This is a genomic window from Pseudomonas sp. TE3644 (assembly GCF_056278815.1).
Genome location: NZ_JBWBQF010000001.1, coordinates 1334071 through 1346863 on the forward strand (window position 1 = coordinate 1334071; position 12793 = coordinate 1346863).

A 12793-nucleotide genomic window follows, 5' to 3' on the forward strand; every position below is an offset into this window, starting at 1 on the left:
GTCATTGCTGTTCGCGGTCGCGGCGGGCGGCATAGGCACGCAAGTGCGTATAGGCCAGGCGCAGCACGGAACGGTCCGGGGTTTCCACCTCTTCAGGCAGGCGTCGACGCAGCAGGTCGCCCAGCACGTGCTCGGCTTCGGTGGCGTCGCCGCGCTCCACGTCACGCAACATCGAGGCCGTCAGCGCCGAGCCCGGTTGTGTCAGCACCTGCACAAACGCGTCGCGCACCGGTTCGCGCGGTGGGTAGCCGGCCTGCCGGGCAATGGCCGAGCACTCTTCGAACAGGTCGCAGATCAAGTCTTCGCCGCCCGCCGCCACGATGTCACCGACGCTGGCGCGCATCAGGCAGGTAATGCCGGCGCCGGTGGCGATGAAGGTCCATTTTTCCCACATTTCCTGGGTGATGTCGGGGCTCAGCTGGGCGGCGAAACCGGCATTGCCCAGCGCCTGCGCCACGGCCTGTACGCGCTCGCTGTCCTGGCCGATGCGGGCACCAAAACTGAGGTCATCGCGTTCGTTGAAATGCACGATGGTGCCGTCGGCGTGCTTGTCCAGCGACACGAAACACTTGCCGCCCAGCACGTGGCGGGCGCCAAAGCGCTCGTCCAGCACGTCCAGGTGGCGCATGCCGTTGAGCAACGGCAGGATCAGGGTCTCAGGCCCTACCGCTGCCGCCACGTCATCCATGGCCGCCTGCAGTTGCCCGGCCTTGCAACTTAGAATGATCACGTCGAATGGGCGGTCGATGTCGCTTGCCTGCACCCACGGCACCCTGGCCAGGCTGATGTCGCCCAGCGGGCTGCGCACCTGCAAACCCTGCTCATCCAACTGCTGGCCGCGTGCAGCGCGCACCAGGAAGGTCACGTCGCGCCCGGCCGCCAACAGTCGCCCGCCAAAATAGCCGCCCACCGCCCCGGCCCCCACGATCAAAATCCGCATGATCTCAACACTCCCTGAATATCGAAGGCCAACGCTTGGGTATAACCCCATAAAATATAGGCCGATCACGCTCGCAAGAATAGAGTGTGATCGACCTTTATTTTGACTTTCTTTAAGGTCTGGCGTTCACGCGAGTCGCCAACTGACCCCCTCTATGCCGAATTTTTCCGCCATGGGCCGGCTGGTTTTCTTGACCCGTTCACGTCCGAACCGGCCGATGCGGCCCACGCCTGCATCACAACTTGCCCAATGCCACGCCTCACCGTTGTCCATGGTTTGCGCGCGGATAATGAACGACTTCGCTTCGCCATTGAGGGTGTAATCAATGACGTAGAGTTTTGCACTGTTCATAAAACCGAAATTCCTCCCTGTGACCTGCTACAGATCATGCCGGGGGGAAAAAATTCAGTCGGATTGTCGGACAGCCGTTACTCGCCGCTGACGGTCCAGTGCACGGCATCCTTGGGGAATACCACCTGTTCAAGGCGGTGGGCGATGCCACAGGTCAGCGAGTCGTCGGCGGCGATCACCTTTTCCTCGGCGGACAGGCATTTGAAGATGTCCAGCTTCTGCTCAGCGTCGGCGGTTTCGTTCTTGAAGATGGTGACGTAGCGCTCCAGATCGTTGTTGAGGCTGGAGAGGTACTCACGCAGGCGCGAATGGTCGACCGAGTTCTGGCTGAAGTACCAGTTCATGGGATGAATCAAAAACCGCGATTGCGGCGCGGCAATGCGTTCGGTGCCGGCCAGGTAGACGATGATGCCCATGGACTCGATGTTGCCGGAGTTGATGGTGCGCACCGGTATGCCCAGGGATTTGATGAAGGTGTAGATGGTAAAGCCGAAGTTGGTGCTGCCGCCCGAGGACGACATGTTCAGCCACAGCGATTCGGCGCCAGCCTTCACGGCTTCAAGGCAACGGTCACGCAGGCGTTCGTGAGTACTTTGGTCGATCTGGCAATGGAAATGAACAATGTGTTGTTGGCTCACCGTCATGTCCTTGTATTCGGGTATGCAGGCCGGGGACATTGCCCCGGCCCTGCCTCAGCGGTTAGCTGCGGCCGCCACCGTGGCTGCCTTGACCGCCTTTTTTACTGCTGTCGGGGGTTGCTTTGCTCCGGTCGTTTGGCATTTTGCCTGCAGTCGAGCCGGAAGATGCCTGACCGCCTTTTTTCCCGGCGTCAGATGCTTTTTCACGATCGTTGGAGAAGTTTCCTGGGTTCGACTTGCCTGTGTTAGCCATGATTCTCTTCCTCAGTTTTATCGGATTCGCACAGCCGTTGACCGTGCATTAACTGTGAAAGGCAAAGCCGCCAAAAGTTTATTGATTATAGGAAGCCGAGACGGGCGGTCTTAGTGTTTTTGGCTTGAATATTTAGTGCCAAAATGACTGTCGCCCCGGCCTCCCGAAATCATCCGTTCAACACAGACAGAACAACGCCACCTGCGGCGCTTCGCTGATCCACTGATGGCATACCCGCCAGCCACCCAGCCCGGCCATTTCAGTGAATGACTCCACGGTGAACTTGTGCGAGTTCTCGGTGTGCAGGCGTTCGCCCTCGGCAAAGTGGAAAGCCTGGCCGGCCACTTGCACCACCTGTTCGCGCTGGCTCACCAGGTGCATCTCCATGCGTTGCAGTTCGGCGTTCCACAGCGCCAGGTGGCGGAAGTCATCGAGTACGAAGTTGCCGTCCAGTTCTCGGTTCATGCGCTTGAGCAGGTTGAGATTGAAAGCGGCGGTCACGCCCTGGGCGTCGTCGTAGGCCGCTTCCAGCAGGGCGGGCTCCTTGACCATGTCGACGCCCACGATGAACCAGGCGTTGCGCCCCAGCAGCGTGTGGGCCGAGCGCAGGAACTGCACGGCTTGCGGACGGGTGAAGTTGCCGATGGTCGAGCCTGGGAAGAAGCCGACCCGTGGCCTGCCTTTTACAGCGTCCGGCAAGTGCAGGGCACGGGTGAAGTCGTCCACCTGGGGCGCGATCTCAAGGTGCGGGTAGCGGCCACGCAGGTTGCTGGCGGCGTTGTCCAGGGCGTCCTGGCAGATGTCGATGGGCACGTACACGCCGATCTGCGGTGCGGCATCCAGCAACATGGCGATCTTGTCACTGGCGCCGCTGCCGAACTCCACCAGTGCCGCACCGTCGGGGATGATCGCGCCGATCTGCGCGGCCACATCGGTCAGCAGGGTGGTTTCCGCGCGGGTAGGGTAGTACTCGGGGACGGTGCAGATGGCCTCGAACAACTGCGAGCCGGCGGCGTCGTAGAAGTACTTGGGCGACAGGCTTTTGTGCGGGGCCGACAGGCCGGCAATCACGTCACGGGCGAACTCGCTGTTGTGCCCGCCTTGCTGGCAGGCATCGCGGGCCAGGCGCAGGCCGCCGAACATCCAGCGCAGGCCGGGGGTGAAGAAATTGCGGTAGCTGGGCCGGCAGTGGTCCGGGCTGCTGATGCTGGCGCCGCCGCGCAGCACCATCTGGTTGACCATGAACTTGCCGTTGTACTCGCCCACCGCCGAGGGCGCGGGGTGGAAGCCTGGGTAGGCGCAGTAGGCCGTCTGGGTCCATTGCCAGGCCACGTCGTCTACCTGTTCGAGCAGGCCGGTGGTGGCCGCCAGCTCCCACTCCGCCTCGGTGGGCAGGCGCGCTTCGGCCCAGGTGGCGAAGGCGCAGGCTTCGTAATAGCTGATGTGCGTGACGGGGGCGTCCGGGTCAACGGGCACCAGCCCGGCCAGGGTCATGACCTGCCATTGCTCGCCATGCTGCTGCCAGTACAGCGGGGCCTGCCAGTCCTGTTCGCGCGCCATGGCCCAGCCGTCGGACAGCCACAGCCCAACTGTCGAGTAGCCGCCAGCAGCCATAAAGCGCAGCCACTGGCCGTTCGTCACCAGCCGGTCACTGATCTCGAAAGGCGCCAGGTACACCTTGTGTCGTGGGCCCTCGTTGTCGAAAGCGAAGCCGTCACCGTCGTGGCCGATGTCCACCAGGCCGCCGTCCAGTGTCTTGAACTGGCCCTCGCGGCCCGGCGCGTCGGCCGGCCAGGTGGGGTCGTAGGCCGGCTTGAGCGCCGACAGGCTGAACAGGTGCAGGATGTCCATCAGCAGCAATTCCTGATGCTGCTGCTCGTGGGCCAGGCCCAGGTCCACGAGTGCCAGGGTGGCGGCGTCCAGGTCCATGGCCAGCAGGCTGCCCATGTGCAGGTCCACGTATTGCCGGTAGGCCATCACCTGGTCCAGCGCCGGGCGCGTCATCAGCCCGCGCTGGGGGCGCGGCTGGCGTGGCCCGACGGCTTCGTAATAGGAGTTGAACAGGTAGGCAAAGTCGGCATCGAAGGGCCGGTATTCAGGCAGGTTGGGCGCCAGCAGGAAGGTTTCGAAGAACCAGGTGATGTGTGCCAGGTGCCATTTGGTGGGGCTGGCGTCGGGCATCGACTGCGCCACCATGTCCTCGGGGCTCAGGGGGCTGGCCAGGCGTTCGCTATGGCGGCGCACCTGGCGGTAGCGTTGCAGGCGTTCATCGGCCAGGGTGGGAAGGGTTTCCAGGGCATGGCGTGGCATAAGATTCATCAGTCATGGCTCCGCGGCTTCGTCGTTGGCGACGTGAGTGGGCGACCTGGGTCTTGGGCAACGTTGGTGCAGGCAAGAGTGTAGCTTGGGCTGGTTTTATGATGACCGTGGTGGGGGCGGTGAGTTCGATCGGCGTGAATACGCCGTAGCCGCTGCTGCCAGGCTGCACTGGCCCAGAGCCTCGCTGAACATCTTCAGCGCACACGGGGGCCAGCGCAGCCTGGCGGCAGCGGCTACGGATGTTGCCAGTCAGGACGTGGGGCGTTCGTGCACCAGGGCCAACGTCGCATCCAGCAACCTGACCATATCATCGATATCCTGGCGCATTTCCAGGTGCTCGCGCGCCTCGTCATACAGCTCCAGCCGCAACTTGAGGCGCGACAGCGGCGTGCGCAGGTCATGGGACACCGCGCCCAGCAGGTAGCCGCGCTGGCGCAGCTGTTCGCGGATGCGCCACTGCATGCGGTTGAAGGTCAGGGTCGCCTGTTGCGCCTCCAGCAACCCATGGTCCAGTTCCGGCAGGGGCGGGCTGTCCAGGTCTTCACTCAGCCGTTCAGCGGCGGCGCTGAAGCGCTGGATGGGCCGTGACAGCAGCTTGGAGCAATACCAGGCGCCCGCCACCAGGCTGGCAATCTGGATAATCAACGGCACGATCGGTCCACTGAACGGGTTGGGCGGCGGCGGCTCGATGAGCTCGCCCGTCTGCAGTTCATGCAGGTGCTCGGCGTGGAAACGTGCTTCTTCCTGCGCCTTGCCGTACTCCTGGAACCACACGAACGCCAGGCAATGGGCCAGGACGATGGCGAACACGGAAATACCGAACAGGCGGGCGAACAGCGAATTGGCGAAGCGCGGCAGGCGAAGGCTGGACATGCGAGGGCTCTTGGGCCGGAACGTTCTGATGAGGCAGCATCGCGCCGGGTTGTGTCGCGTTGATTTCACGAATGTATCGGGGAGCATGTCGCTGTTGTGTTGAAGCCTAAAAGATACCGTGGGTCGCCCTGCGACAACCCACCACACCAAAAACCCTTCCCATTTTCGACCGTTGCTCAGCTAAGTCTTTGCTTCTCAAGCACAATCCCGGACAATCGCCCCCCCTTTTATGGCCGGGGCGCTGCCTGCTTCATGTTTCATCCCGTCTCGGCCACGTATGAATAACCGGCAAGCGGAGATTCGACCGGATGAATGAACAGGCCAACAGCCTCGACCAACACTACGCGGCGCCACAAGCGACGCTGAGCGGTTGGAACCGTCACGACACCACCTGGATGCTGGGCCTGTTCGGCACAGCCATCGGCGCGGGGACCCTGTTCCTGCCGATCAATGCGGGCCTTGGCGGTTTCTGGCCCCTGCTGATCCTGGCCTTGCTGGCCTTCCCGATGACCTATTACGCACACCGCGGCTTGACCCGTTTCGTGCTGTCGGGGCGTGAAGGCGCGGACATCACCGAGGTGGTGGAACAGCATTTCGGCGCCCGTGCCGGCGCCCTGATCACCCTGCTGTATTTCTTCGCCATCTTCCCCATCCTGCTGATCTACAGCGTCGCGCTGACCAACACCGTGGGCAGCTTCATCGAGCACCAACTGCACCTGCAACCGCCACCGCGCGCGCTGCTGGCCCTGGTGCTGATCGTCGGCCTGCTGGGCGTTGTGCGGTGCGGTGAGCGGGTGATCGTCAAGGCCATGAGCCTGATGGTGTACCCGTTCATCGTCGCGCTGTTGCTGCTGGCGCTGTTCCTGGTGCCGCACTGGACCGGTGGCATCCTGACCACGGCCAGCAACGTGCCTGAGCCGTCGGCGTTCCTGCACACGCTGTGGCTGGCGATCCCGGTGATGGTGTTCTCGTTCAACCACTCGCCGATCATCTCGGCCTTTGCGGTTGACCAGAAGCGTCGCTATGGCGCCAATGCCGAACAGCGCAGCTCGCAGATCCTGGCGCGTGCCCATGGCCTGATGGTGGTGATGGTGCTGTTCTTCGTGTTCAGCTGCGTGCTGACCCTGTCGCCGGAACAACTGGCTGAAGCCAAGGCGCAGAACCTGTCGATCCTGTCGTACCTGGCCAACCACTTCAGCAACCCGACCATCGCCTTCGCCGCGCCGCTGATTGCCTTCGTGGCCATTGCCAAGTCGTTCCTGGGCCACTACATCGGTGCCAGCGAAGGCCTCAAGGGCCTGATCGTGAAGAGCGGCAAGCGCCCGGCGGCCAAGACCATGGACCGCCTGGTGGCGGCCTTCATGCTGGTGGTGTGCTGGTTGGTGGCAACCCTGAACCCGAGCATCCTGGGCATGATCGAAACCCTGGGCGGCCCGGTGATCGCGGCCATCCTGTTCCTGATGCCGATGTATGCCATCCGCCGCGTGCCGGCCATGCGTGTGTATGCCGGCAAGCTGTCGAACGTGTTTGTGGTGGTGGTAGGTTTGGTGGCGATTTCGGCGCTGGTTTACACCCTGTAAGCTCGCAATACCCCATGTGGGAGCGGGCTCTGCCCGCGAATGGGACGCCGCGTGCTTTCTGACGCACCGCGGCGTGCCATTCGCGGGTAGAACCCGCTCCCACATGGCCAACTGCCGCTAAGGCGTTGTGGTGTTACACAGCTGCACCAGCCACCCCGGCCGCTGCAGCCCATCGAACAGCTGCGCGTAATCGCGCTGCAACCGCGCCGGCGCCCGCAGGCGTCGGTACTCCCCGGGCGCCATGCCCAAATACTTGCGAAACGAACGTGCCAACTGCTGGCCGTCACTGAACCCTCCACGCCGGGCAATCTTGTCCACCGGCAGGTCGCTGTCCAGCAGCGCCTGGCGCGCCATGTCCACCCGCAGCAACGACAGCAACCCATGGGGCGAGCAATCGCAATCCTGTCGCAGCAGCCTGCGCAGGTTGCGTTCACTGGTGTACAGGTGTGCGGCCGCCTGGGCGGCATTCAGGGGTTGGTCCAGGCGCTGCAGCCACCAGCGGCACAGGCGCCAGGCCGGGCCTTCGCGGCTGGGCGCCCGCGGTGGTTTGCCCACGGGCGGGCAGGGCAGGCCACGCACGGCGGCGCAGTGGTCGCGCAACAGCAGCAGGGCCATGTCGCTGGCGCTCATGCGTTCGTTGGTGGTGTAGAAAGGGCCGTCGATCTGCACGCTGCCGCGGCTTTGCACAACCAGGCCGGGAAAGCGCTGGGCCAGCAGTGCGCTCAAGCCGCTGTGGGTGGTGACCTGGCGGCCCTCCAGCAGCCGCGCCGCCGCCAGCCAGAACACCCCGGCCCCCAGGGCCACCACCCGCCGGGCCAGCGGCTGTACCTGGCGCAACCAGTGCAGCAGCGGCGCGGCAGCCGTGTCCAGCGCCTGGGCCGGGCCGTGGGCAATGATCAGCGTGTCGGGTGCCTGGGGCACGCTCTCGCTCAATGGCTGGGTCTGCAGGCTGACCCAGGGCATGCCCGGTGAACGCAGCGGCTGGCCGTCCAGCGAATACACCCGCGCGCGCAGACTTGCCCCGCGCCGCAGGCTGCAGCAAGGGCGCAGATCCAGGGCGTGCAGGGTTTCCAGCAGCTTGATCACGTCGCCCACGTAGCACCCGGGGTAACTCAGGATGGCGATCTCACGCACCAGCGCCGGCGCCTTGTGCAACGGCGCGGCGGTTGTGGTGGGGGAAATGTGCGTCGCGGTGTGCAAAAAAATAAAGCCCCGGCCGAATGTGCCGTTAATACCTTCAGGACCCATGGCCGCCTGCGAAAAATATTTTCGCGCGCGGCGACATAAAGTGGCCATTTGCTGTCATCTACGGGTCGCGCTTTTGCCTGCGACACGGGATATTGACGGACCGTCAAAAGATGGACGTCAAAATATAGTCAGTTAGCTATAGAGGGTCAAGCCTTAAAGCTATGCACTTCGAGAGTTCAACAGCATGAAGATGGAACAGTCGGCCTGCGCCGCATCTGCCGTGGATGCCAAAGGATTGACAGTACCGGGGCCCAGCGAAGCTTCCCTGGCGGGCCTGGGGCAGCGCATCGCCGATATAGCTGAATCGCTAGGCGGCAAGCGCAACCTGGCGCGCCAGTCCGGTGTGCACGAAACCCAACTGTACAAATACATCCGCGGTGGCAGTGCGCCCAGCCTGGCGGTGTGCGTGGCCATGGCGCAGTCGGCAGGCGTGAGCCTGGATTGGCTGATCCGTGGCGGCGACGCCCCGGCCATCACGGATCAAGTCACTGTGCGTATTCAGCGCTACCCGGCCCGGGCCTGTGTTGCGCGGTTGCCCTGGCCAGGCAGCGTCGCAGCCATCGAACCTTTGCTTGTCAGCCCGGTCGAACTGCGGCAGCGCGGCCTGGCTGCGCACACCCTGCTGGCGGTGCAACTGCACAGCGGACAGGCCTGTGCGCCCCTGTTTGACGGCGGCACAGTGCTGATTGATCGCGCTGCATCCGGGCTGGCGGGTGATGGTCTCTACCTGCTGGAACTGGGCGGCACGCTGCGGGTGCAGCGCGTGCAATTTCAATGCGATGGCTCCCTGAGCCTGCTGGCCATCAACGAGCAGTTTCGTGACCTGCACCTGCCCCACGATCGCCTGGCCGAACTGAACGTGATCGGCCGCGTGCTGTGGATCTGCAGCTGGCAAGGCTGATCCGGCCGGATTTGCAGCACTGATGGCCGCAAATGCCACGGTTTCGCCGCACTTGGGTTTTTCCTGCAACGTAAGCTTTAAAAGGTCACCGGGCGGCACTCAGACCCTCGGGACCTACACTGACCAGCGTTTGCAGGAAATCACATGTCCACTCGTACTTTGTTCAAGGCCGGGGCCGTTGCCCTGATCGGCCTGGGCGTCGCCTTGTCCGGCAGCGCCAATGCTTCCACCGCCACCGCCAACATGAGCGTCAGCGCCACCGTCGTTGCCACCTGCTCGGTCTCGGCCGGCTCGCTGGCCTTCGGCTCCTACTCGGGCAGCGCCGTGACGGCTTCGGCCGACCTGTCGGTAACGTGCACCAACGACGCCCCGTACACCATCGCCATGGACGCGGGCACCGGCACCGATGCCACCACCTCGGCGCGGCTGATGACCAGTTCATCCGACAGCACCTCCACCCTCAGCTACGGCCTGTACCAGGACAGCAGCTACGCCACCAGCTGGGGCAACACCACCGGCACCGACACCCTGGCCGGCACCGGCACGGGTGATGCGCAGACCATCAGCGTCTACGGCAAGATCGCCGCCAGCCAACTGAGCGCCAGCACCGGCAGCTACGCCGACACCGTGGTTGTCACCGTCAACTACTGATCCGCCCCGCAGAGTCCCCGTCATGAACTTCGCCACACGCCTTTACGGGGTCTGTGCACTGGCCGGCCTGTGCGCGCTTGCGCCACAGGCCCGCGCCCAGGCACTGGACATCGTGCCCATTGCCCAGGTCCTGGACGCCGGCCAGCGCACGGCCAGCTTTACCCTCGTCAACCGCGGCAGCCAACCCACCCGCGTGCAGGTACGCAGCTTTCAGTGGACCCAGGCCAACAACACCGATACCTTCGCGCCGACCCAGGCCTTGCTGGTCAGCCCGCCCTTCGCCCAGATTGCCCCCGGCCAGTCGCAGACCGTGCGTATCTTGCTGCGCCAGGCCGCCGCCGGCAATGAGCAAGCATACCGTGTGTTCTTCGACCAATTGCCTGAAGCCGACGCCAGCAAGGTGGCCTTGGCCTTTCGCCTGACCGTGCCGGTGTTTGCCGATGCGGCTGCCCGCGCCAAGGCCGATGTCAGCTGGACGGTGGTGCAGGACCACGGCCAGTGGAGCCTGGTGGCCCACAACGCCGGGCAGGCCCACGCGCAACTGGCCAGCCTGACACTCACCACCGCCGATGGCCATGCCCTCAAGCTCACCCGTCCGGCCTTGCCTTACCTGCTGGCTGGCCAGGACGGCCGCTGGCTGATCGCGCCCTCGTCAACCGCCTTGCACGCCGGTGACCGTTTGCACCTGACCACCGCTGGCCGTGGCAACGCCATGGACCGCTGGCTGACCCTCGATCAGCCGCGTTGAACACCCGGCTCTACCAGGGCCTGCTGTTGCTGGCAGCCCTGGCTATTCCCGCAGGCGCCCGTGCCGACACGCTGTTGCTGGAAGTGCTGGTCAATGGCCGCAGCCGCGTGGCCGCCCAGGAGGTGGATGAGCAACAGGGCCGGCTGATGGTGGCCGCCGATCAACTGGCCGACCTGGGCATCCGCGCCCAGGGGCGCAGCGATCCCGTGGACCTGGCCAGCCTGCCGGGCGGCCATTACCGCCTGGATCAAGCCGCTGCGCGCCTGTACCTGGACTTGCCCGATCGGGACCTGATTGCCCAGCAATTGCGCCACGACCCCCGGGGCAGCACGACCGCAAACCTGCCCAGCGACCGCGCCGCCGTGCTCAATTACGACACCCAGTACACCCGCGCCAATGGCCAGGATACCTCCAGCACCCTGGCCAGGCTGCGCCTGCTGGGCGGCCCCGGCATCCTGGAAACCAGCAGCCTGCAGACCCGCAGCACCACGGTGGACAACACGGTGCGCCTGGACACCACCTGGACCCAGTCGGACCTGGACCATCTGCGTTCGTGGAAGGTGGGTGATTTCGTCAACGGTGGCCTCGGCTGGACCCGCCCCGTACGCCTGGCGGGTGTGCAGATGGCGACCAACTTCGGCCTGCGCCCGGACCTGGTCACCTACCCGCGGCCCGGCATCAGCTCCAGCGTGGCGGTGCCGTCGTCGGTGGATATCTACGTCAACGGCCTGCACCAATTGTCTGGCCAGGTCGAGCCTGGTCCTTTCGAGGCCAGCCAATTGCCGGTGGCCACCGGCAGCGGCGACATTGCCGTGGTGGTCAAGGATGCCAGCGGCCGGCAGACCACCCAGATGCTGCCGTTCTACACCAGCAGTCTCTTATTGAGCCCGGGGCTGGATTCGCTGTCGCTGGAAGCCGGCAGCGTGCGTCAACACTACGCCAGCCAGTCGGCCGATTACGCCCAGGGCGCAGCGTCCGTTACCTGGCGCCACGGCGCCAGCGACCGCTTCACTTGGGAGTCGCACCTGGAAGGCAGCGACACCCTGGCCATGGGCGGGGCGGGGGGCGATTGGCTGCTGGGCCAGGTGGGGGTGTTCAACCTTTCGTTGGCCGCCAGCCAATACCAGGGGCAGACCGGCAAGCAGTTCGGCCTGGGCTTCAGCCATGCCAGCCATCTGTTCAATGCCGGTTTCAGCGTGCTGCGTGCCGACCATGCCTTCAACGACCTGGCCTCCGCCAACGGTGACGACCGCCCCGGCACCAGCCTGAGCGCCAACCTGGGCTGGTCGCTGCCGGGGCTGGGCTCGCTGGGCATGGTGTTCACCAAAAAGCGCGTGAACATCTATGACGAATACGCAGACACCTCCAATAGCGTGCTGACCACGGCCCTGGCGCTGACCTATTCGAGGCCCTTGCCCTGGGGCGCCTACGGCTCCATCAGCGCGGTGCATGACTACACCGGCACCACCGGCAACGGCTTGTTCATCGGCCTTTCGGTACCTTTCGGCGACGGTGCCAGCCTCAGCGCCAGCAGCAGCCATAGTGGCGGCAGCGCCTACCAGACCGTGCAGGCCGAACGGCCGGCCGTGGAGCGCGGCGACCTGGGCTGGCGAGTGGCGCGTGAAACCGGCGACATCGAACGCGACGACTTCGCCACAAGTTACAAATCGCCTTATGGCCTGGTCAGCGGCGAAGCCGAGCGCAGCAGCACGGGAACCGACTGGCGTGCCAGCGCCCAAGGCGCCGTGACCCTGCTGGGCGGCCATCTGTTCGCTTCCAACACCATCGACGACGCCTTCGCCCTGGTGGACACCGACGGCCTGGCCGATGTCACCGTGCGCCAGGAAAACCGCGACCTGGGGCGCACCGACAGTCACGGTCTGCTGTTCGTCGAGCAACTGCGCGCCTTCGAAGACAATCACCTGTCCATCGACCCCGGCGATGTGCCGATGGACGTCGACCTGGACACCGATCAACTGCATGTGACGCCAGGCGATCGCAGCGCCGTGCGCGCACACTTCGCCGTGCACCGGGCCCACAGCGCCACGCTGCACTTGCTCGATAGCACTCACCACGTTTTGCCGGTGGGGGCCATCGCCACCCTGGCGGGCAGCGGCGAACAGACACCGCTGGGTTACGACGGCGAAGCCTTCTTCCAGCAACTGGCCGATCACAACCACGTGCGCGTGCACACGCCCGGGCACCCGGACTGCAGCGTCACTTTCGACTACCACGCCGAACCGGGACAGATTCCCGACATCGGCCCCTTGATCTGCCAATGAGGAATTGCC

Annotated in this window: 12 protein-coding genes; 5 read left to right on the forward strand and 7 right to left on the reverse strand. The window is 64.6% G+C overall.

The features are described 5' to 3' along the window. Position 1: 1 nt before the first annotated feature. The 6 genes from panE to ACZ9GA_RS06140 all read right to left on the reverse strand — a co-directional run bounded on the left by panE (position 2) and on the right by ACZ9GA_RS06140 (position 5374). Complete coding sequence (gene panE, locus ACZ9GA_RS06115) at positions 2 to 940, reverse strand: 2-dehydropantoate 2-reductase (RefSeq protein ID WP_457363513.1); 939 nt, start codon at positions 938 to 940, stop codon at positions 2 to 4. A 126-nt stretch (positions 941 to 1066) separates the two neighbouring features. After that, positions 1067 to 1291, reverse strand: coding sequence for a DUF6555 family protein (locus tag ACZ9GA_RS06120; RefSeq protein ID WP_027979193.1), 225 nt, complete (start codon positions 1289 to 1291; stop codon positions 1067 to 1069). Between the two features lie 77 nt (positions 1292 to 1368). Continuing rightward, the gene (locus ACZ9GA_RS06125) at positions 1369 to 1935 is read right to left on the reverse strand and encodes an ATP-dependent Clp protease proteolytic subunit (protein ID WP_455923475.1); all 567 of its coding nucleotides are present in this window, start codon (positions 1933 to 1935) and stop codon (positions 1369 to 1371) included. Positions 1936 to 1990: 55 nt separating this feature from the next. Then, positions 1991 to 2182, reverse strand: coding sequence for a KGG domain-containing protein (locus ACZ9GA_RS06130; protein WP_081719186.1), 192 nt, complete (start codon positions 2180 to 2182; stop codon positions 1991 to 1993). Positions 2183 to 2359: 177 nt separating this feature from the next. Further along, positions 2360 to 4501: an ergothioneine biosynthesis protein EgtB gene (egtB, locus tag ACZ9GA_RS06135; RefSeq protein ID WP_457363512.1), complete on the reverse strand. Its 2142-nt coding sequence runs from the start codon at positions 4499 to 4501 to the stop codon at positions 2360 to 2362. Positions 4502 to 4750: 249 nt separating this feature from the next. After that, positions 4751 to 5374, reverse strand: coding sequence for a histidine kinase dimerization/phospho-acceptor domain-containing protein (locus ACZ9GA_RS06140; protein WP_457363511.1), 624 nt, complete (start codon positions 5372 to 5374; stop codon positions 4751 to 4753). Positions 5375 to 5682: 308 nt separating this feature from the next. Between ACZ9GA_RS06140 and ACZ9GA_RS06145 the strand changes: the two genes are divergently transcribed. Further along, entirely contained in the window at positions 5683 to 6954 is a 1272-nt protein-coding gene (locus ACZ9GA_RS06145) for a serine/threonine transporter (RefSeq protein ID WP_457363510.1), read from the forward strand. Positions 6955 to 7071: 117 nt separating this feature from the next. Here ACZ9GA_RS06145 and ACZ9GA_RS06150 read toward each other — a convergent pair whose 3' ends face one another. Continuing rightward, entirely contained in the window at positions 7072 to 8154 is a 1083-nt protein-coding gene (locus ACZ9GA_RS06150) for a GlxA family transcriptional regulator (RefSeq protein ID WP_457363509.1), read from the reverse strand. 232 nt (positions 8155 to 8386) lie between these two features. On the opposite strand from ACZ9GA_RS06150, the gene ACZ9GA_RS06155 reads away from it, so the two are divergent. The 4 genes from ACZ9GA_RS06155 to ACZ9GA_RS06170 all read left to right on the forward strand — a co-directional run bounded on the left by ACZ9GA_RS06155 (position 8387) and on the right by ACZ9GA_RS06170 (position 12784). Continuing rightward, complete coding sequence (locus ACZ9GA_RS06155) at positions 8387 to 9103, forward strand: XRE family transcriptional regulator (RefSeq protein WP_457363508.1); 717 nt, start codon at positions 8387 to 8389, stop codon at positions 9101 to 9103. 144 nt (positions 9104 to 9247) lie between these two features. Then, the gene (locus ACZ9GA_RS06160; protein WP_457363507.1) at positions 9248 to 9754 is read left to right on the forward strand and encodes a Csu type fimbrial protein; all 507 of its coding nucleotides are present in this window, start codon (positions 9248 to 9250) and stop codon (positions 9752 to 9754) included. A gap of 22 nt (positions 9755 to 9776) precedes the next feature. After that, on the forward strand, positions 9777 to 10502 hold the full coding sequence (locus ACZ9GA_RS06165) for a fimbrial biogenesis chaperone (RefSeq protein WP_457363506.1): 726 nt from the start codon (positions 9777 to 9779) through the stop codon (positions 10500 to 10502). Beyond that, positions 10499 to 12784, forward strand: coding sequence for a fimbria/pilus outer membrane usher protein (locus ACZ9GA_RS06170; protein ID WP_457363505.1), 2286 nt, complete (start codon positions 10499 to 10501; stop codon positions 12782 to 12784). Before ACZ9GA_RS06165 ends, ACZ9GA_RS06170 begins: the two co-directional genes overlap by 4 nt. Positions 12785 to 12793: the final 9 nt, after the last annotated feature.